At 45.1% G+C, this 20,781-nt stretch carries 16 protein-coding genes; 13 read left to right on the top strand and 3 right to left on the bottom strand.

All coding sequences use genetic code 11. The annotated features are described in order from the left end of the window. Positions 1–27 precede the first annotated feature (27 nt). From V5J77_RS21715 to V5J77_RS21675, 9 genes are all read left to right on the top strand, one after another. On the top strand, positions 28–1,176 hold the full coding sequence (locus V5J77_RS21715) for a glycoside hydrolase family 88 protein (protein WP_338552916.1): 1,149 nt from the start codon (positions 28–30) through the stop codon (positions 1,174–1,176). A gap of 112 nt (positions 1,177–1,288) precedes the next feature. After that, entirely contained in the window at positions 1,289–2,437 is a 1,149-nt protein-coding gene (locus V5J77_RS21710) for a DUF2264 domain-containing protein (RefSeq protein WP_338556978.1), read from the top strand. 413 nt (positions 2,438–2,850) lie between these two features. Next, a complete protein-coding gene (gene groES / locus V5J77_RS21705) occupies positions 2,851–3,132 on the top strand; it encodes a co-chaperone GroES (protein WP_046229112.1) in 282 nt (93 codons plus the stop codon). 91 nt (positions 3,133–3,223) lie between these two features. Next, positions 3,224–4,858: a chaperonin GroEL gene (gene groL / locus V5J77_RS21700; protein ID WP_338552914.1), complete on the top strand. Its 1,635-nt coding sequence runs from the start codon at positions 3,224–3,226 to the stop codon at positions 4,856–4,858. Between the two features lie 523 nt (positions 4,859–5,381). Then, the gene (locus tag V5J77_RS21695; protein ID WP_338552912.1) at positions 5,382–7,946 is read left to right on the top strand and encodes a type I restriction-modification system subunit M; all 2,565 of its coding nucleotides are present in this window, start codon (positions 5,382–5,384) and stop codon (positions 7,944–7,946) included. After that, a complete protein-coding gene (locus V5J77_RS21690) occupies positions 7,943–9,211 on the top strand; it encodes a restriction endonuclease subunit S (RefSeq protein ID WP_338552911.1) in 1,269 nt (422 codons plus the stop codon). Before V5J77_RS21695 ends, V5J77_RS21690 begins: the two co-directional genes overlap by 4 nt. A gap of 15 nt (positions 9,212–9,226) precedes the next feature. Beyond that, on the top strand, positions 9,227–12,310 hold the full coding sequence (locus V5J77_RS21685) for an HsdR family type I site-specific deoxyribonuclease (protein ID WP_338552910.1): 3,084 nt from the start codon (positions 9,227–9,229) through the stop codon (positions 12,308–12,310). 436 nt (positions 12,311–12,746) lie between these two features. Next, the gene (locus V5J77_RS21680; RefSeq protein ID WP_338552909.1) at positions 12,747–12,950 is read left to right on the top strand and encodes a hypothetical protein; all 204 of its coding nucleotides are present in this window, start codon (positions 12,747–12,749) and stop codon (positions 12,948–12,950) included. Positions 12,951–13,001: 51 nt separating this feature from the next. Continuing rightward, positions 13,002–13,526, top strand: a complete 525-nt coding sequence (locus tag V5J77_RS21675; protein WP_338552907.1) for a PemK-like protein — start codon at positions 13,002–13,004, stop codon at positions 13,524–13,526. A 231-nt stretch (positions 13,527–13,757) separates the two neighbouring features. Here V5J77_RS21675 and V5J77_RS21670 read toward each other — a convergent pair whose 3' ends face one another. Continuing rightward, complete coding sequence (locus tag V5J77_RS21670; RefSeq protein ID WP_338552905.1) at positions 13,758–14,735, bottom strand: tRNA-dihydrouridine synthase; 978 nt, start codon at positions 14,733–14,735, stop codon at positions 13,758–13,760. A gap of 248 nt (positions 14,736–14,983) precedes the next feature. Here V5J77_RS21670 and V5J77_RS21665 point away from each other — a divergent pair, with 248 nt between their 5' ends. The 4 genes from V5J77_RS21665 (at position 14,984) to V5J77_RS21650 (ending at position 19,632) form a co-directional block, all read left to right on the top strand. Next, on the top strand, positions 14,984–16,411 hold the full coding sequence (locus V5J77_RS21665) for an aldehyde dehydrogenase family protein (RefSeq protein WP_338552904.1): 1,428 nt from the start codon (positions 14,984–14,986) through the stop codon (positions 16,409–16,411). A gap of 137 nt (positions 16,412–16,548) precedes the next feature. Next, positions 16,549–17,640 carry a DUF4163 domain-containing protein gene (locus tag V5J77_RS21660; protein ID WP_338552903.1) on the top strand — a complete coding sequence of 364 codons (1,092 nt, stop codon included), beginning with the start codon at positions 16,549–16,551 and terminating at the stop codon, positions 17,638–17,640. 213 nt (positions 17,641–17,853) lie between these two features. Then, a complete protein-coding gene (locus V5J77_RS21655; protein WP_338552902.1) occupies positions 17,854–19,149 on the top strand; it encodes a homocysteine synthase in 1,296 nt (431 codons plus the stop codon). 3 nt (positions 19,150–19,152) lie between these two features. After that, complete coding sequence (locus V5J77_RS21650; RefSeq protein ID WP_338552901.1) at positions 19,153–19,632, top strand: GAF domain-containing protein; 480 nt, start codon at positions 19,153–19,155, stop codon at positions 19,630–19,632. A 103-nt stretch (positions 19,633–19,735) separates the two neighbouring features. Here the strand turns inward: V5J77_RS21650 and V5J77_RS21645 are convergent, their stop codons facing one another. Then, a complete protein-coding gene (locus V5J77_RS21645) occupies positions 19,736–20,146 on the bottom strand; it encodes an ImmA/IrrE family metallo-endopeptidase (RefSeq protein ID WP_338552900.1) in 411 nt (136 codons plus the stop codon). An 8-nt stretch (positions 20,147–20,154) separates the two neighbouring features. Further along, a complete protein-coding gene (locus V5J77_RS21640; RefSeq protein ID WP_338552898.1) occupies positions 20,155–20,583 on the bottom strand; it encodes a helix-turn-helix domain-containing protein in 429 nt (142 codons plus the stop codon). Positions 20,584–20,781: the final 198 nt, after the last annotated feature.

Raw genomic sequence — 20,781 nt, 5'->3', positions numbered from 1 at the left:
TGCGTCGAAGAAAAGGGGAGCAAAGCAATGACAGTGCAGAAGCAGGTGCAGTTAGAATGGGTGAATGAAGCATGGAACAAGGTGAATCAGAAGATTGGACGTACCAGCGGTCGAATCGGCTCGCAATTTCCACATGCCAGTGTGAATGGAGCATATGTGCTGGAGCCGGCACATTGGTGGACGGCGGGATTTTGGCCAGGGCTGCTATGGCTGCTCTATCAAGATGAGCATTCGCGTACAGAGCGCTACAAAGAGCTTGCCGAAGCCTGTGAGCTTAAGCTCGATGAGGTAATTATGGGCTATGACCGGCTTGACCATGATATCGGCTTCATGTGGACGCTGACTAGTGTGGCACGCTATAAGCTGCTGGGGGAGGAGGACTCGCGGAGGCGGGCGCTGCTTGCAGCCAACCTGCTATGCGGCCGCTTCAATATTCAAGGTCGTTATATTCGGGCTTGGAATCCTTGGCGGGAAGGAGAGCGCAATGACGGGCTGGCTATTATTGATTGCATGATGAATTTGCCGCTGCTCTACTGGGCCTCGCGCACGACGGAGGACCCGCGTTACAAGCATCTAGCGATGGCGCATGCCGATACGGTGCTGGAGCATTTTATTCGGCCGGATGGCTCGGTTTATCATATCGTAGAGTTTGATCCGCAAAGCGGTGAAGTAGCCGCAAAGCATGGCGGGCAGGGTTTTGCACCTGAATCGGCTTGGTCGAGGGGCGCGTCCTGGGCGATTTATGGGATGGCGCTCAGCTATGCCCATAGCGGCGAGCAGCGATATTTGGATGCGGCGAAGCGCGCGGCCCATTTTTTCCTGGCGAATTTGCCGGAGGATTCCGTACCGCATTGGGATTTCCGGCTGCCGGAAGGCGTGGAGCCATACCGTGATTCATCTGCAGGCGCTTGCGCGGCTTGCGGCTTGCTGGCGATTGCGGATGCGGTGCCAGAGGTTGAGCGTGAGTTGTATCGCAGTGCTGGGGAGCGGATTTTAAAATCGCTTTACGACAACTATGGCGCATGGGAGGACGACGCACAGGAGGAAGGGCTGGTGCTGCATGGAACAAGCCACTACCCCGAGCGCAAAAATCTCGACGTCCCGCTCATCTACGGCGATTATTTCTTTGCAGAAGGGTTGTCCAAGCTGCGCGGCCATTCTAGCTTTTGGTCGTAAGCAAGCTTTAGACGGAGGCTGGATGTTTTCTGATTGATATAGATAAGAAACAGAAAGGGGCGAACGAGCGTTGATTCGGGAAAAAGGTACAGCTTCAGGCGAAAGCGTGCAGATAGCGGAGGAACGCAAGTATTGGGTGAGCGAGCTATGTCGAATGGCTGAGCCTGTGCTGCGTCTGCTCGCGGCTCGTGAATTGAGAAAAAAGATGCCCATCCAAGCTGCTGCGGGGCAGGATCGTTCCGATGTGACCCACCTGGAGGCGCTTGGCCGCCTCTTATGTGGAATAGCGCCCTGGATTGAAGGCAGCGGCGGGGCAGACGAAGAGGAGGAGCGGCTGCGCCAGCAATATGCCGAGCTGTCTCGCGGCGCAATTGCCGCTGGCTGCGATCCGCAGTCGCCTGATTATATGAATTTCGCTGTAGGCTACCAGCCCATTGTGGATACGGCGTTTCTGGCGCAGGCGATTTTGCGTGCGCCGACGGAGCTTTGGGACAAGCTGGATGCCAAGGTGCAGAAGCAGGTTATCCAAGCGTTCAAGCAAACGCGCACGCGCAAGCCTTTTGCCATGAACTGGCTGCTTTTCTCCGCCATTATTGAAGCGGCTTTGTACCGTATGGGAGAAAGCGATTGGGACCCGATGCGCATTGATTATGCGCTCAAGCAGCATGAGCAGTGGTATGTTGGCGATGGAGCCTATGGCGACGGACCATCGTTCCACTTCGACTATTACAACAGCTTTGTCATCCAGCCTATGCTTGTGGACATCGTGGCGGCTGTTCAAGGCTGCTATGAAGATTGGGATGCGATGCAGGCGAGCATCAAGGAGCGAGCGAAGCGCTGGGCGGAGGTGCAGGAGCGGCTTATTTCACCGGAGGGCACCTTTCCGCCGCTTGGTCGCTCGCTTGCTTACCGCTGCGGCGCCATGCAAAGCTTGGCGCAAAGCGCATTGCTCGGCGAACTGCCGGGCAGTGTTTCTCCCGCGCAGGCACGCTGTGCATTATCTGCGGTTATTCGGCGCAGCCTATCTGTACCCGGCACATTTACAGAGGACGGCTGGCTGACGATCGGCTTTAGCGGCAGCCAGCCGGATATTGGCGAGCATTATATTTCCACAGGCAGCCTATATTTATGCGCGGCTGTGTTTCTGCCGCTGGGCCTTGCTGCGGAGCATCCCTTCTGGAGCGGCGAGCCTGAGGATTGGACAGCGCGTAAAGCGTGGTCGGGGGCCGTTTTTTCAATTGATCAGGCTCTGAAGGGGTAGCCTCATCATAGGCTATAAGAGTATTAGTGGAATTATAAACGACAACAACTAGATTAAGGGTAGCGGCGCGGCTGTATAGTACAGGCGCGCTTTCTCTTATTTGAGCTGCTTTTTGAATAACATTTTGTATAGCTGTCAAGTTTCTGCCGCGCTTCGAACTTTCGAGGGTGACCGTTTACGTTGGAGCAAGCTCGGCAACAATGGATGAGGGGCTTTGCTTATGCAGCGTAGTTGAAGCGAGGGGCTTCATAAAACGGTCTTTTTTCCAATGGTATGTAAATTTCCTGCAAAAATCGTTCCCAAGCACTTGAAATTAATAACGAAAAAAAGTATGATAAACATGATTGTTAGCACTTCATGCTCATGAGTGCTAACAAAAATAAGCGACAAATTTTTAAAGGAGGCTATTTTCAATGATCAGACCTTTGGGTGAACGTGTATTAGTAGAAGCGATCGCGAAAGAAGAAACGACTGCAAGCGGTATCGTTTTGCCAGATTCGGCTAAGGAAAAACCGCAAGAAGGTAAAGTGGTGGCTGTTGGCAGCGGCGCGCTGAAAGACGGAGTTCGCGTAGCGCTTGAAGTTAAAGAAGGCGATCGCGTTCTTTTCTCCAAATATGCGGGAACAGAAGTCAAATACGACGGCAAAGAGTATTTGATTATGAAAGAAAGCGACATTCACGCGATCTTTGAATAGGCTGCTCACATACAGCTTGACTGGACTTAAACGAGACGGTGCAGACCGTTAAGCATACTTATATGAATATATTTTCGGGAGGTAAATGATAATGGCAAAGGAAATTAAATTTAGCGAAGACGCTCGCCGCGCAATGCTGCGTGGTGTTGATGCACTTGCAAATGCTGTAAAAGTTACACTCGGACCTAAAGGCCGCAACGTCGTGCTGGAGAAGAAATTCGGCAGCCCGTTGATCACGAACGATGGTGTATCCATCGCGAAGGAAATCGAGCTGGAAGATGCATTCGAGAACATGGGTGCGCAACTTGTTAAAGAAGTAGCAACAAAAACAAATGATGTTGCCGGTGACGGTACAACTACAGCTACCGTTTTGGCTCAAGCGATGATTCGCGAAGGTCTGAAAAACGTAACAGCTGGCGCTAACCCAATGGTTATCCGCAAAGGTATCGAAAAAGCGGTTAAAGCTGCAGTTGAAGAGCTGCAAAACATCGCTAAACCAATCGAAGGCAAACAATCCATCGCTCAAGTTGCGGCTATTTCTTCCGCTGACGATGAAGTTGGCCAACTGATTGCAGAAGCTATGGAAAAAGTGGGCAACGACGGCGTTATTACCGTTGAAGAGTCGAAAGGCTTTGTAACGGAGCTTGAAGTGGTTGAAGGTATGCAATTCGACCGTGGATACATCTCCCACTACATGGTTACTGATACAGACAAAATGGAAGCTGTTCTGGATAACCCGTATATCCTGATCACTGACAAAAAAATTACAAACATTCAGGAAATTCTTCCTGTGCTTGAGAAAGTCGTTCAATCCGGCAAACAGCTTCTGATCATTGCAGAAGATGTTGAAGGCGAAGCGAACGCTACTCTGGTTGTGAACAAACTGCGCGGCACATTCACTTGCGTAGCGGTTAAAGCACCAGGCTTCGGCGACCGTCGTAAAGCGATGCTGCAAGATATCGCTGCTCTGACTGGTGGTCAAGTAATCACTGAGGAACTGGGCCTTGAGCTGAAATCGACTACGGTTGAGCAATTGGGCTCCGCTCGTCAAGTACGTGTAACTAAAGAAAACACAATCGTGGTTGACGGCAGCGGCGACGCTTCTGACATCGCGGCTCGTGTAAGCCAAATCCGTACGCAGCTGGAAGAAACAACTTCCGACTTCGACCGTGAGAAGCTGCAAGAGCGTCTGGCTAAATTGTCCGGCGGCGTAGCGGTTATCAAAGTCGGCGCTGCTACTGAAACAGAATTGAAAGAGCGCAAGCTTCGTATCGAAGATGCCCTGAACTCGACTCGCGCAGCGGTTGAAGAAGGTATCGTATCTGGTGGTGGTACAGCTCTAATCAACGTATACAAAGCAGTTGCTGCTGTTCATGCAGAAGGCGACGAGCAAACAGGCGTTAACATCGTGCTTCGTTCCCTTGAAGAGCCGCTTCGTACAATCGCTGCGAACGCGGGTCAAGAAGGTTCGGTTATCGTTGAGCGCTTGAAAAATGAAGCAATCGGCGTAGGCTACAACGCTGCTACTGGAGCATGGGTTAACATGTTCGAAGCAGGTATCGTTGACCCTGCTAAAGTTACACGCTCCGCGCTGCAAAACGCAGCTTCCGTTGCAGCTATGTTCCTGACGACTGAAGCGGTTGTTGCTGACAAGCCAGAGCCTAAAGGCGCTGGCGCTGGCATGCCTGATATGGGCGGCATGGGCGGAATGGGCGGCATGATGTAATAACATCATTATCGGAGTAATTCGATGATGAGTGACCGCGCGTAAGCGGTAGATTACATCGCCGTTGGAGCAGACTAATGCTCCATGCGGTAATCAGGCTGAAAAGCCTGTAGTGGCAAGGGTTTCTCCTTGGAGAAACCCAGTTTGCGTAAAAATAAGACGTCTTAGAGAAAATGGGATAAACGTCCCGGGTTTCTCTAAGACGTCTTTTTGCGTATTATCAGAGATGTCTTTATAATTTTGAATACGATCTGCTTCGACCCGATGTATTGACCTGATTTCACTTAGTGATCAGATGCAACTTTCAACAATAGTTAGTAGAAAAAATATCTAAAGGGACGGGGAGTCTTGAAGTTGTAGTTCGTAAGATGCAATAATGGTCGTATATACACATATTCATGAATTTGAAGTATTTCCCTATGGATATTTATGTGTAGGGTCACGTTAGCTAAAGAGAGAAATAATCTGACCAAACTTACATCAGTAACATGTCATATTAATGAAAAATATTGGAGGCTGCAAAGTGATTACATCAGAAGAAATTAAACGTAAATTATGGGACGGAGCAAATGAATTACGTGGCTCAATGGATGCCAGCCGTTATAAAGATTACATGCTTGGTCTGATGTTCTATAAATTTTTGAGTGATAAAACGTTGGAAGAATTCAAAATAAGCAGCGGTTTAGGGCAAATAACGGAATCTGAATTAGTTGAGGAGTATGTAAAGGCAAAAATAGAGTACGGTGAAGAATTAGATAACATGCTTCAAATAGCACTTGGCTATTATGTTGCTCCTGAATATCTCTACCAAACGTGGCTAAAAGACATAAATTCAGGAAATTTTGAAGTTCAAAAAGTAACGGATAGCTTAAATAATTTTGAGCGCACAATTGCTGTAGCTAGTGGTTCTAATGACTTTAAAGGATTGTTCTCAAGTTCGACACTTGATTTAACGGATACTGCTTTAGGTAGCAATCTAAACGAACGTAGTAAAAATATTAAGTCTCTGATTTTGCTGTTTGCGGAATTGGACATGGTAGCCTTGCAAAAAGGTGATGTATTAGGTGATGCGTACGAGTATCTTATCGGTCAGTTTGCAATGGAGTCAGGGAAAAAGGCAGGGGAGTTCTACACGCCACAACAAGTTAGTGAAGTCATGGCACAAATTGTAGCAAAAATGTCTGATGTTAAGACGATCTATGACCCCACCGTTGGTTCTGGTTCGCTACTTTTGACGGTTAAGAAGCATTTAGGTAAAGAAGTCCAAAAGGATTTGAGCTATTACGGGCAAGAAAAGAATACAGCGACCTATAACTTGACTCGCATGAATTTATTACTTCATGGTGTCCGTCCAGAAAAAATGACGATTAAAAATGGGGACACGCTTTCGCATGATTGGCCGGAAGACCCCGAACGTCCGAATGAAGGTGTACAGTTTGATGCAGTCGTTATGAATCCACCTTATTCTGTAAAAGGCTGGAACAAAGCAGGGTTAAAAGTCAGCGACCCTCGTTTTGAAATTGCTGGGGTATTGCCGCCAGATTCTAAAGGTGATTTTGCTTTCCTTTTACACGGATTATTTCACTTAGGTCAAAATGGTACGATGGCGATTGTTTTGCCTCATGGCGTGTTATTCCGAGGCGGGGCTGAGGGAGAGATTCGTGAAAGGCTGCTGGAGAAAAACTACATTGATAGTATCATTGGTTTGCCGAGTAGCCTATTCACCAATACAGGTATTCCAGTAGCTGTGATGATCTTGAAGAAAGGTCGTAAAATTGATGAGCCTGTCTTGATTATTGATGCCTCTCGCAGTTTTATTAAAGTCGGGAAACAGAATGTTCTACAAGAAAAAGATATTGCAAAAATCGTAGATACATATGTAGAGCGTAGAGAGGAAAAGGGCTATAGCCATTTAGCTAATCGTGGAGAAATTGTTGAAAACCAATATAACATGAACATTCCTCGTTATGTTGAAGCAATAGACGAAGAAATTCCCCAAGATGTGGATGCACATTTACTTGGCGGGATTCCTCGACAGAATATTGATGACTTGCAGGTTTTGCAGTCTACAGTACCAGATATTTTAGATCAGTCTTTGAAGGAAATTCGTAATGGTTATGTTGAGCTTTTGAAGCCAGTTGATGAAATATCTAAGGAAATATTAAGTGACGCTCGCATTGTTGCAAAATCGAAAGAGATTGAAAGTAAAGCAAAATCATATGTTGATAAGTATTGGGATATTTTGCGAGTCGTAGACGACAACAGCAATTTGAATCAGTTAATGGATGACATGCTTGTTGAAGTCAAGACGATGTTGGCGGAGTTTAATCATATTGATGTTTATAACGGGTATCAGATTGTGGCGGAGATTTGGAAGAATGCACTGACACATGATACAGAAATTATCGCATTGAGTGATTTCTATACAGCAGGACGTACTCGTGTGCCTAATATGGTGACGAAAGGATCAGGCGATAAAAAACGTGTAGAGCAAAATGGTTGGGTTGGTATGATCGTACCGAATGAGTTGATAGCAAAACATTTGTACAGTGATGAATTAGAAAGAATTAAAACAAAGCAAATGCGTATTCAAGAAATCGAAAATGAACTTTCGGACTTAGTAGAGGCAGCGAAAGTTGAAGATAGCGATGAGGCCGATGCTTTAGGTGGAATCTTAAATGAAGCTGGCGAGGCTTTTGAAAATAAGTTGGTCAAGGCGGAATTAAAGAAAGCAAGTAAAGGAACGGTTGAATATAAACTTCTGAAAAATGTTGAAGAGTTATTTACAGATAAATCAGCACTTAGCAAAGCAGTAAAAGTAGATGAAAAAGCACTTAAAGAAGCTGTACAAGAACGTATCCTAACGTTGACAAAAGAAGAAATTGATTATTTGATGTATGACAAATGGTTCGGAAACACAGTGGAAGCTATTGTCGGTTTGGCAGAGTTACCACTAAAAGCAGAACTAAACACGCTACAGATGTTGCACAATCGTTATGTCGATACATTAGCAGCGCTTGACGAGGAAAGTCGTGACTTGGAATCGGCGTTTGTAGCATTGATGAGTGAATTGGTGGTGAGACAATGACTGAACAAACAGATTTAGTACCAAAAAGACGATTTAAGAAATTTCTAAATAGCCACGATTGGGAACAGCGGAAGTTAGGGAATGTTTCAATATCTTACTCAGGTGGAACGCCATTAGTTGGTAAAAATGATTATTACAATGGTGATATTCCATTTATTCGTTCTGCGGAAATCAAGAGTAATAGGACTGAATTAACCATTACCAAAACTGGTTTAAATAACTCATCAGCTAAGCTGGTTGAAAAGGGCGATATTCTTTATGCACTTTACGGAGCAACAAGCGGAGAAGTTGGTATATCAAGGATAAATGGTGCAATTAATCAAGCAATTTTAGCAATAATGCCAGATGAAGGTTATGATTCTCAATTTATTATGCAGTGGTTACGTGCTCAAAAACAGAAAATTATTGATAAATATTTACAAGGTGGACAAGGGAATTTATCTGGATCAATCGTAAAAGAATTAGATATTAAATTTCCAAATTATGATGAGCAAATGAGAATTGGACAGTTTTTTAAACAACTCGACCACCTCATCACCCTTCATCAGCGTAAGTTAGAAAAGACAAAAGAGTTAAAATCTGCATATCTTTCAGAAATGTTTCCCGCTGAAGGTGAGCGTGAACCAAAACGGAGATTTGCTGGATTTACTGGAGCTTGGGAACAGCGTGAGGTTCAATGGCTGATTGATGAAGGCATCATTGAAGAACCAATGGATGGAAATCATGGGGAAAAGCATCCGACAGCAAGTGAATATGTTGATTACGGTATTCCATTTTTAATGGCTACAGATATAAAAAATGGATTGGTAGATTTTAAAAAATGTAATTTTATAACTACAGAAAGGTCGAAAAAACTAGACAAGGGATTTGCGAAGAATGGGGATGTGTTGATTACACATAAAGCAACAATTGGTGAAGTTGCTATTTTGAGTGGTTTAAGTAGTGAATATGCTGTTTTGACACCGCAGGTAACATATTATAGGGTTATTGACAAATCAAAATTAGCTATAAAATATCTTTATGCATATTTTAACTCACCAGATTTTCAAAATTCTCTAAAACTTGAAGCAACACAATCAACACGTGCTTATATTGGAATTACAGGGCAACGTAAATTGGATATAATGTTCCCAAAAGCAATAAAAGAACAAGAGAAAATTGGCGAATATTTTTCTGACCTAGACAACCTCATCAACCTTCATCAGCGTAAGTTAGAAAAACTACAAAATCTAAAAGAAGCATTCCTAAATGAGATGTTTGTATAGAAGGTAGGGATAGTCATGAGCGATACACCAAAAAATGCGTCAGAGAAAACGTTCCAAGAGAATTTTGTCAAAGAACTGCAAAAATATAAATGGGAAGCGCCTGACTTTCTAAATGGTAACAAGCAAAAAGTTACCGTTGCTGACTTGGTTAATCATTGGCGTAGTGAACTCAATCGTATGAATGCCGATCAGCTTGAAGGTGTGGAATTGACGGATAGCGAGTTCAGCCAAGTGATGGCTAAAGTTCATCAAATCAGCAACAGTTATGAAGCAGCGAAGATACTAGCCATTGAAGAATCGAAAGGCAAGATTGACGGCATTTACCGTGACGATAATCCAAACATCACAAGAAAACAAATCACCTTGACGATTTTCAAAAAAGCGGAAGTACGTGGGGGAGACTCTAGTTATCGAATTGCTAGAGAGGTGCGGACAGCTAACGATAACCGTTTTGATATTGTCCTGCTGATAAACGGTTTGCCGCTTATCAATATCGAGCAAAAACGGACAGATAAAACGCTGGATGAAGCATTTGGACAGTTTATGCGTTACTATCGTGACGGTGAATACAACAATAACTTCATGGCGTTTTCACAGATGATGGTCATGACTTCTGAAATCGCTACTCGTTATTTCGCTACACCAAAAACATATGAAGACTTTAACCCTAGTTTCGTGTTCCATTGGGCGGATAAGAAAAATAATGTTGTAAACGATTGGGAACAAGTAATTGGACAATTTCTAATGATTCCTATGGCGCATCAGATCGTAGGCGATTACTTAGTTATTGATGAAGCACGTGAGGAAGAAAATAGACGACATATGCTTATGCGTCCTTATCAAGTCCATGCCTTGCAAGCCGTTGAAGGTGCTGCATTTGGTTGGGATAATGATGAAAAATTACCTCATGGTGGTTTTGTATGGCATACGACTGGTTCAGGAAAGACGATTACGAGCTTCAAAACAGCTTTGTTCTTATCGACTAGAGCAGGATTTGATAAGGTGATCTTTCTTGTTGATCGACGTGAACTAGACAATCGGACGAGCGAGAATTTCAAAGCATATGCAGCTTATGAGTCGGTTTCCGTTGATGACACTAAACACACCTATCAGTTAAAAAAGATACTTAAATCAGCTAAAAATGGCATTGTGGTGACAACAACTTTCAAACTAAATAATGTAGTGAAGGAACTAAAAGAAGCTCACGATGCTAGTTTGGCGGATAAGAAATTTATCTTTATTATTGATGAAGCACATCGTACAACAATGGGACAGATGATGGGGAGCATAAATCAATACTTCAAGAAAAATGGACTCTTCTACGGTTTTACGGGTACGCCTTTATTTGATGAAAACTTGATCAAAGGAATGATCAATGAAAAGAGCGAAGTCATTAATACGACCGAAAAGCTATTCGGACCTAATTTGCATGAGTATACGATAGAACAAGCGATTGCAGATAAAAACGTACTAGGCTTTCACGTTGACTATATTAATACGGGGGAGTTTAAAAGTTACGAAGATTTGAGAGAACGGCTTATTGAGAAAATGAAAGAAGAACAACCAGATAAACTAGAAAGAGATATCGAACGTCAAGTTCAAGCATTTTCAGAACTTGAAGTTGAAAAACAAGCGAAGAAACACAAATTACTAATCTATCAAGATGAAACACATATTCCGCGTGTCGTTGAAGAGATTTTGAATAACTGGGAATCACAATCACAAGCTAGGGAATTTAATGCGATTTTGACCGTTGCTTATAAAAATCGAGTGATGGCTTATTATGATGAATTTAAGAAGCAGCTGACGGAGCGTGGGGAAACATTAAATATTGCTATGACCTTTAGTTTTGGGAATGAAAATGATCCTGCGCCACTTGATCCTAAAATTGTAAAAGCCATGTTTAAGGACTATGCTGAATTTACGGGCATTGAATTTATCGCTGGTGATAAAAAACATGGTGAGGATGCTTACTTTGAAGATATTGTGGAACGTGCCACAAGGGGCGGTAGTGGGCGTAACGCCAAGAACATAGACCTTGTGATTGTGGCAGATCAACTACTGACCGGCTATGATTCTAAGCGGCTTAATACGCTTTATGTTGACCGTTCTCTTGAACTTCAAAGCTTGATTCAAGCCTATTCACGAACAAACCGTATATTTGGCTTTACTAAAGAGTTTGGAACGATTATAAACTTCCAATATCCACGGATTACCGAAGAAATTGTGAATGAGGCTTTGAGGTTATATAGCAGTGGTGGAAAGAGCAGTAAGGCAATTGTTGATACCTATGTAACTGCGGTACAAAAGCTAGAGATCAAAATTGCTGAATTGCTTCCTACTCTACCTAATCCTACCGACTGGCAGACAATTAAAGATGACGAAGAGGCAAAAGAAGCATTTATACTTGCTTTTGAGGATGCCGCCGAACAGTTAAATTTGGTTCAACAATATTATGAGTATAAGTGGAATGACGTTTCTTTTGGGATTGACGAGCATACGTGGTTGCAATATCTCGGTGCGTATAGAAACTTAACGTGGCAACCCGGCACTCCATCGCCGCCCACACCTGTTAATGCACTTGTCGGAAAAACAAAGTTAGCAGGGACACAGGTAATTGATGCAAACCATATTCTTAGTTTAATCGGTTCAAAAGTCACTTCACCATATGGTGTGCAAACCGTAGATAAAGAAACGCTCCGTATTATTTACGAACAAATTCAAGAGCTGAGTAATATGGGGGAACATGAACAAGCGCAGTTATTGAAGGAGTTTGTAGACACTGAGCTTGTACCTGGCAACCTATCAAACAGTTTGAATTTTGATGAAGCATTCGAACGTTGGAAATGGAGTAAGCTACAAAATGCGGTGCATGATTTTGCGGTTGAATGGGGACTAGATAGCGTTACGCTTGAAAAATCAGTACTTGCTTATTCTACTACACAACCAAGTGTTGTTCCTTATATTCATGATCTCATTAGAAGTGTGGACTTTAATAAAGCAACTAATAAATCAGCAGGGAATAAGTTGAAGCATAATATGATGTTAACTACTAAACTTCCAGAGTGGATTGCTGAAACAAAGCAAAAATATCATTAGTTTATCCCTATCCTCGCATCGCTGAGGTGTTAGGCATTAAAAGGTAACTAGTGAAAGAAAATAGAATCGGTTTAGTTGTAAGGGGCGTGTAGACCATTATAAGGTTACTATACTCCAACAAAGACGAACAAACTAGTCTGAACTAATTAGACTAGTTTTTCTTCATTTCACGCACCAATCGGACCTAACTTACCATCCAAAACCCATCGAAATAGTCTGGCCCTATGGGCGGCATGACGCAATAGTGCATAAGGATTTTGGCCAGCTGGGAAGTTCATTCCCCACATAAGGTAACAGGACCTCTGCCGGGCTCTTTTCGGGATAGTGGCACTTTCTACAATCAGTGCTGGAATTCCTTAGCTAGGATCTATAATGCTTCTGTGCAAGTTGTATTCAATTATGTTATTATTAGTGTAATAAGAATGGAGGAGTGAACATGGCAAAAGTTCTGCAGTTCCCTCATCAAAATAATGCGATTCCATCAGATCCGTTTAATGAAGCAATGGCAGCCATTGAGAATCGTTTTGGTGTTTCCTTTCAAGATTACTTGGGGGTAAATGGTAAGCGTTCAGCTGACACACAAGCACGGATGGAACAGTCACTTAAAGAAGAAACGGGTTTAAATAATCATAAGTCCTAAAGAATCCACTTCGATGTGGGTTTTTTGTTTATTTGGAAAGGGGAAATGATCTTGGCGCAAGATTACTTTGAAAGAGGATATATCATTAAAGGATACATACCTGCTCAAGATGTTAGAAAAGGAACGGATACGCCGCCTCCAAGCTTTATTCTACAAGGCCAGCATAGTTTAATTGTCCTTCATGACAGTGATTTTGCAGATATTAACCCCAAGATGGCGCTTGTAGTTCCCATTACATCAGCTACTGCCGAGAAACAGAAGGCAGCGAGAGAAGGCAGATCAGTATTGCCTTCATATATACCACTTTTGAAAGCAGACTATCCCTTTCTGGAGCATGATAGCTACGTGAGCACTGCTCAGGTATGCCCTGTGAATAGAGAATGGCTTGAGTCATACATAGATGTGATCCAGCCAGCAAAGATGTTTGAAATAGATATTCAGGTTATTCAGAATGTAGGACTAATGGAGACGGTCACTAGAATGGCTGAACATATTTACAATGTTAGGTTACAGGAAGTCGCCGGGGGGTCAGAGTTCAAAAATGGTTTAAATCCTGATTCTGAAAATTCCGCTTAAGATGTTGGAGTAGATTCCCCACACATTTCCCCCACATAATCATTTTTACTCTTTGATTTTCAACGGAAACAGGGGACTGAATCCCTTGATATACTTGACTTTATGGAAATGAAAGAATTAAAAAACCGCCCAAAAGCATGAGCGGCATTTTGTCATGTGTTGTAATGTTGCTATATGTGAGCAAGTTCTGCAATGCATCAACTTTTGAGAGGTCTCTCCTTATTTAACGGTTCAATCTAATTCCTGCTCTAAAACAGCCTTCACTAAAAGACGCACTTCATCTGTCGACTTTGTTTCCATTAATTGATTTCTCAGATCGCCTGCGCCTCTAAATCCCCGTACGTAGATTTTGAAAAAGCGAAGCAGCGGTTTAAAGGAGCGCGGCAGAATTTCGTTTGAATATTTATCGTGAAGATCCAACTGTAAAAGAAGCAATTGGAGAAAATCCTTCGCGCTATGCTCTTTAGGTTCTTTCTCAAACGCAAATGGATTGGTGAAAATACCGCGGCCAATCATGACGCCATCGACGCCGTATTGTTCTACTAACTTTAATCCTGCTGCACGGTCAGGAATATCCCCATTAATCGTTAACAGCGTATTTGGAGCTATTTCATCGCGTAATTTCTTGATTTCAGGGATGAGCTCCCAGTGTGCAGGAACCTTGCTCATCTCTTTTTTCGTACGAAGGTGAATGGAAAGATTCACAATATCTTGCTTCAAAATATGTCCTAACCAATCGCGCCACTCGTCAATATGATAGTAGCCTAATCTTGTTTTGACGCTAACCGGCAATCCCCCTGCTTTTGCGGCTTGAATAATTTCTGCTGCAAGCTCAGGATGCTGGATTAATCCAGCGCCTTTTCCATTGGAGGCGACGTTTTGAACAGGACATCCCATGTTTAGGTCGATACCACGAAACCCAAGCTTCTTCATATCTATACTCATCTGTTCAAAAAACTCTGGTTTATTGCCCCAAATATGAGCGACTATCGGCTGCTCATCCTCGGTGAACGTTAACCTGCCGCGTACACTGTCTTTTCCTAGAGGGTGACAATAGCTTTCTGTATTTGTGAATTCCGTGAAAAATACGTCGGGCTTTGCAGCTTCGCTAACGACGTGGCGAAATACAACATCTGTGACATCTTCCATTGGCGCTAATATGAAAAATGGCTTCGGTAAGCTCAGCCAAAAGTTTTGTTCGTTACTCATAATATCTCCTCTTGTTGCAATATATAAAAACGATACAGGCTATGGCAAATTCCTTTGTCCATCATCCATAATATCATTTTTTTTCGTTTGATGCACAGAATCAATTGTGTGAGCGTGTATAAATATTAATGAAGCTTGAAGCAAGCGTGCTAGAAGGGATTTCGCTTCAATGGCTCGAATTATGGTTATAAATAGTTACATAGGGCTAGTGGATAGGCATGGTTTGGCTAGAGAAGGGACGGGCTCCAATGAAACAAAACTTATATGTGTTTGGTCAAGAAGTAAGTGTACAGCAGTACGATTCGTTACGCTCCCCCTATTCGGGCGGGGTGATCGCAGAGGTAGCGAGAGCAGGGGTCGAGCAGGTCGACCAAGCGATTGAGGCGGCGCTGGAAGCGGGAGCCGTTATGCGCAAGCTGCCCGCCTATCGCCGGGCGGAAATTTTGGCTCAGGTGGCAGCGCTCTTGCGGGAACGCAAGGAGGAAGCGGCACGAATCATAGCTATGGAAGCGGCGAAGCCGATCAGGACAGCACGCGCTGAGGTAGACCGCACCGTCCAAACGTATTTATTCGCTGCGGAGGAAGCGAAGCGGATTCATGGCGAGATGGTGCCGCTTGACGCAGCACCCGGCGGTGAAGGGCGACTTGCCTATACGCTGCGCGAGCCGCTTGGCGTTATTGGCGCGATTACGCCGTTTAATTTTCCGCTAAATCTCGTTGCGCATAAAGTCGGGCCGGCGCTTGCTGCCGGTAATACCGTTGTCCTAAAGCCAGCACCGCAGACACCGCTGTCTGCCTATTTCATTGCCAAGCTGTTCGAGGAGGCTGGTCTGCCTCCGGGAGCGCTTAATGTCATTACTGGAGACGGCAAGCTGCTTGGGGAGAGGCTGGTGCAGGATGCCCGTGTGAAGATGATTACGTTCACCGGCAGCCCGGAGGTCGGAATGGGCATTCGCAAGCAGGCAGGACTAAAGCGTGTAACGCTGGAGCTGGGCTCCAATTCGGCTGTCATTATTGACAACGATAGCGATGTCGATGCTGTTGCTGCACGCTGCGTAACTGGAGCTTATTCCTATCAAGGACAAATTTGTATATCGCTGCAGCGGATTTTTGTCATGGAGGATTTGTATGAAGCCTTCGTGCATCAATTTGTGGCTTTGGCAGCAGCGCTGCGGACAGGCGACCCGTTAAGCGAGCTTACGGATGTGTCCTCGCTTATATCGGAAGCGGCGACGAAGCGGGCGATGGATTGGGTGGAGGAAGCGGTTCAGCTTGGTGCCGAGCTTGCTATTGGGGGCCGAGCGGACGAGGATGGCGTTATGCAGCCGACCGTATTGCTTCAGGTGCCGGCAGAGGCGAAGGTTTCCTGCAAGGAAGTATTTGCGCCCATTGTGATTATCAATAAAATTAGCAGCCTTGAGGAAGGCATTGAGCTAGTAAACGCCTCCGAGTACGGTCTGCAAGCAGGCATTTATACGCAAAATATCGGCAAAGCGCTTGATGCGGCGGATGCGCTGCATGTGGGCGGCGTTCTGATCAACGATATTCCTACGTTTCGCGTTGATCAAATGCCTTACGGCGGCGTGAAGCTTAGCGGCACCGGGCGCGAGGGCATTAAATATGCAGTCGAAGAAATGCTGGAGATGAAGCTGGTTATTGTAAATCGGAACAAGTAGCGGGGCGATTGGCTACTCCCCGTTCAAGCCCTATTTTTCAAACCTAGTTTGTAACTTATTTGATGGTAGGAGCGTCTACAATGATAATGAATTTACGGAGAGGAAGATGAATGATGAATAGGAGCCTTTTTAAACCGATGACTTACAAACGTACCCTTGCTTCGATTTTGGCAGCAAGTCTTATAGTGGGCGCATCGCCCGCAATATTTGGTTTTCCCGCAATAGAGAAGGCAGCAGCGGCAACGGCTGTGCAAACCTATCGCGTCGTCCCACAGCCCTTTATCATTGACGACTACAAATATTCGATCCCAACGATTAATGTTAACGGCAACACCTATATTGGCATTCGCTCGCTCAATGAGAAGCTAGGTTTGGATATTACGTGGAATGTGGCGAGCCGCACGATTACACTCGATGGCAGAGGCCGCAAGCTAACCTCGAATCCGGAGGATGGCAGCTATGTGATTAATGGCCAGCGGATGTATGGTGATCCCGCACTTATTTATAAAGGCTCGGCTTATGTGCCGCTGCGTTTTTTGCTGGAGCGTATGGGCTACGGCATTTCCTATGAGAAAGGCAGCAAAACGGTAGTCATTCATACCATTAAGGAAAATGAGCTTGCGGTTGCGCTGGGCACGATTCAGGAGAACAATCAGAAGCAAGCGCTGCTGGTCAATTATCCGGTCATTGAGGATCTCAAGGACAAGACCGTTGAGGAGAAAATTAATACCTTTTTGAAGCAGGAGGCGGAATCCTATGTGGCAGCGGGGCAGAAGGATCTTTCTAAAGCAACGGCCGCAAACGAAGCTTATATCAAAAAAAATCCGGGAACTACGCTTCCCAAGCCTACCTTCGAGGGCGTATTTAACGTGACTTATAATGAACAGGGACGCCTTAGCCTGTATGTGGATTATTACTCCTACCTGGGCGGAGCGCATGGCATAACCATCCGCGTGCCTTATACATTTGATCTGGGTAACGGCGAGCTGCTGACGCTGAAGGAAGCTGCCGATTATAATTCGAAGTATTTATCCATTATCAATGCTTCGATCAACAAGCAAATTAAAGAACGCAAGCTGCCGCTGATTGCACCGTTCAACGGCATTAAATCGAATCGTTCCTTCTATTTGAAGCATGAGGGAATCGCCATTGCTTTCGAGCAGTATGAATATACGTCGTATGCCGAAGGCATGCCGGAGTTTGTGACGCCGTTTGAGGCGTTTGAGTAAGAGCAAATGTTGACTGCTTAATCAGTATTCCGCCAGTTCTGTCAAGGGCTGGCGGAATATTTTTTTATATCAAAGCTCGTCTCCCTACTGTATAATTTTGCATAGATCTGCTATAATCATTTTTAATTCCTACTTTTGGGGTAGGAATAGTGATGACGCAGGGTGTTATATTCATAAGCTTGGAAAAACTAACGTTCTGGGAGGTTTTTTTTAATGGCTAAGCAAGAGAGACAATATTCACCTGAAACTTTAGCGGTACACGCAGGTCAGCAAATTGATCCAGCAACACAATCGCGTGCGGTACCGATTTATCAGACGACTTCCTATGGCTTTAAAGATACAGATCATGCGGCAAGATTGTTTGGTCTTGAGGAATTTGGCAATATTTATACACGCATTATGAACCCGACGACAGATGTGTTCGAGAAGCGGATTACTGAGCTTGAAGGCGGAGTTGGCGCACTTGGCGTGGCATCCGGTTCAGCAGCAATCACTTACTCCATCCTGAACATTGCATCTGCTGGCGATGAAATTGTTTCCTCCGCCAGCCTTTATGGCGGCACCTACAATCTATTCGCCCATACGCTGCCGAAGCTCGGCATTAAAGTTCATTTTGTTGATTCCTCCGATCCGGAAAAATTCCGCAAGGCAATTAATGCGAATACGAAGGCGATCTTTGCTGAAACGATTGGCAACCCGCGCGGCGATGTGCTCGATATTGAAGCGGTTGCTGCGGTTGCCCATGAGAATGGCATTCCGCTTATCGTGGACAATACATTCCCAAGCCCGTATTTGCTTCGTCCAATTGAGCATGGAGCAGACATCGTGGTTCATTCAGCGACGAAGTTCATTGGCGGTCATGGCACATCCATTGGCGGCGTTATTGTAGACGGAGGCAAATTTGACTGGGCGCAAAATGACAAATTTCCAGGTCTGACTGAGCCGGATCCAAGCTACCACGGTCTTGTATATACGCAAGCTGTTGGCGCTATTGCTTATATTATTAAAGCACGCGTACAGCTGCTTCGCGATATGGGAGCTTCGCTGTCTCCATTTAACTCGTTCCTGCTGCTGCAAGGACTAGAAACGCTGCATTTGCGGATGGAACGCCATAGCTCCAATGCGCTTGCGGTAGCGAACTTTCTGGAGCAGCACGAATCCGTGGAATGGGTAAGCTATCCGGGTCTTGCAAGCCATGCGTCGCATGCGCTGGCGCAAAAATATTTGCCGAAGGGCCAAGGCGCTATTATTAGCTTCGGCATTAAAGGCGGCGTGGAAGCAGGCAAAAAGCTGATTCATGGCGTGGAGCTATTTTCACATCTTGCCAACGTCGGCGATTCGAAGTCGCTCATTATCCATCCGGCAAGCACGACGCACCAGCAGCTCGATGAGCCTAGCCAGCTTGCATCCGGCGTTACACCAGGACTCATTCGTTTATCTGTCGGCACGGAAGGCATTGACGATATTATTTATGATTTGGAGCAAGCGATCAAAATCAGTCAGGAGTAAGTCATGTTTACTGAACAACTGTATACAGGAACAAACGAAGAGAACGAACGCCTGCTGCTGAAGCAATTGGAGGGGCTTATCGAGGATGAGCCTAGCCAGCTCGCTAATTTGGCCAATGCTGCGGCTTTGCTCCAGCAGTTTTTGAGCGATATTAACTGGGTCGGCTTTTATTTGCTGGATGGGGAGGAGCTTGTGCTCGGACCTTTCCAAGGCAAGCCGGCATGTACGCGCATCAAAGTGGGCAGAGGTGTTTGTGGAACAGCGGTTAGCCGCAGCGAGACGGTATTGGTAGCGGATGTGCATCAATTTCCCGGCCATATTGCCTGCGACAGCGCATCGAACTCCGAGCTGGTCATTCCCTTGAAACGGGATGGAGTTGTTATTGGCGTGCTCGATATCGACAGCCCGCTTTTCTCACGGTTTGATCATTCAGATGTCGCAACGCTAACAGCATTCGTGGGCATTTTGGAGAAGTATATTTAGAGATTAATGTAGAAAAGAGCTTCAGGCCGCCGATTGGCGTTCTGGAGCTCTTCGTTCGTTCAGCGGTTAAAAACTAGCGCTAGTCTCATGGTGGGGGATACAGCTAGAAATAAAATTTATCCATTTCCTTCGGGACGCCATTGCGCTGCAGCAGCTCACCGATGGATTCCGAGCGGCCGATCGTATCCCCGGAGGTCAATAGGCGGACGGCGAATTTATTCGCCTGACGCTCATATTTTCCAACATTGATAAAGGATTGCTCGTCCAGCCAAAAACGGCTGAAGCCGGGATGCAGCCGATCATGCCCCAGTTCATGGGCACACACAAAGCGCTGCCAGTCGTCCGGCAGACGCTCATGTATGACGATAAAGCGGCGGCGCAGCTTCTTATAATAGAAGCCACGTGTTTCTTGGCCCAGATCGGCATAGCGAATATGAATACCCAGTCCATTTGCAATCACGAAAGGATCCCTTGTCTGGAATTTTCGCACAAGGCGCAGTATTAGTTTGTCCATGGCAGCACCTACCCTTCGGTATGATCTGTTGTTTTGTCCGTCGTATCTGATTTGGGGGTACGTTTGTTCATCTGCTTAGCTTCCCAGAATAATCCGGTTAGAACATCCATGACACGCTGACGGTCGCCTTGACTCATCGGAACGCCGTCAAACATGACTTCTCCGTCTTCCTCCAGCATTTTCTTAAAATCCCGTTTGTCTTTGGCGGTTGCCCAATCTGGCACCTGCTCCGCAAACGCATCGCGGCGTCCAAGCAAATAGTCGGCAGTCGTATGCAAAATATCGGCAATTTTCTGCAAATCCTCGCTCGTTGGGACGACGCGATCATTTTCGATATGCCCAAAATTTGAACGACCCATGCCAAGCTGCTCGGCAATATCCTGCTGTGTTAATCCGCGTTGTGTGCGTAATTGCTTGATCCTTGCTCCCATCGCCATGGTAATACCCTCCGTCTCCTTAAAAGGTATTTACAATACTTGACGGTATTATAAATATCAATTATAATAAGATTCATAGTCGTGATAGCGGCTATGAGCCAATCCAGCAAATGCTACTGAAAATAGCAGATTAACGGCTTGAAAGCGAGTATTTAAGCCGAAAAGCGGCGAAATCGTATTTTTAATACTATAATAATA

Source organism: Paenibacillus sp. KS-LC4, from assembly GCF_036894955.1.
Classification (GTDB): domain Bacteria; phylum Bacillota; class Bacilli; order Paenibacillales; family Paenibacillaceae; genus Pristimantibacillus.
This window is presented reverse-complemented; position numbering and strand designations above follow the sequence as displayed.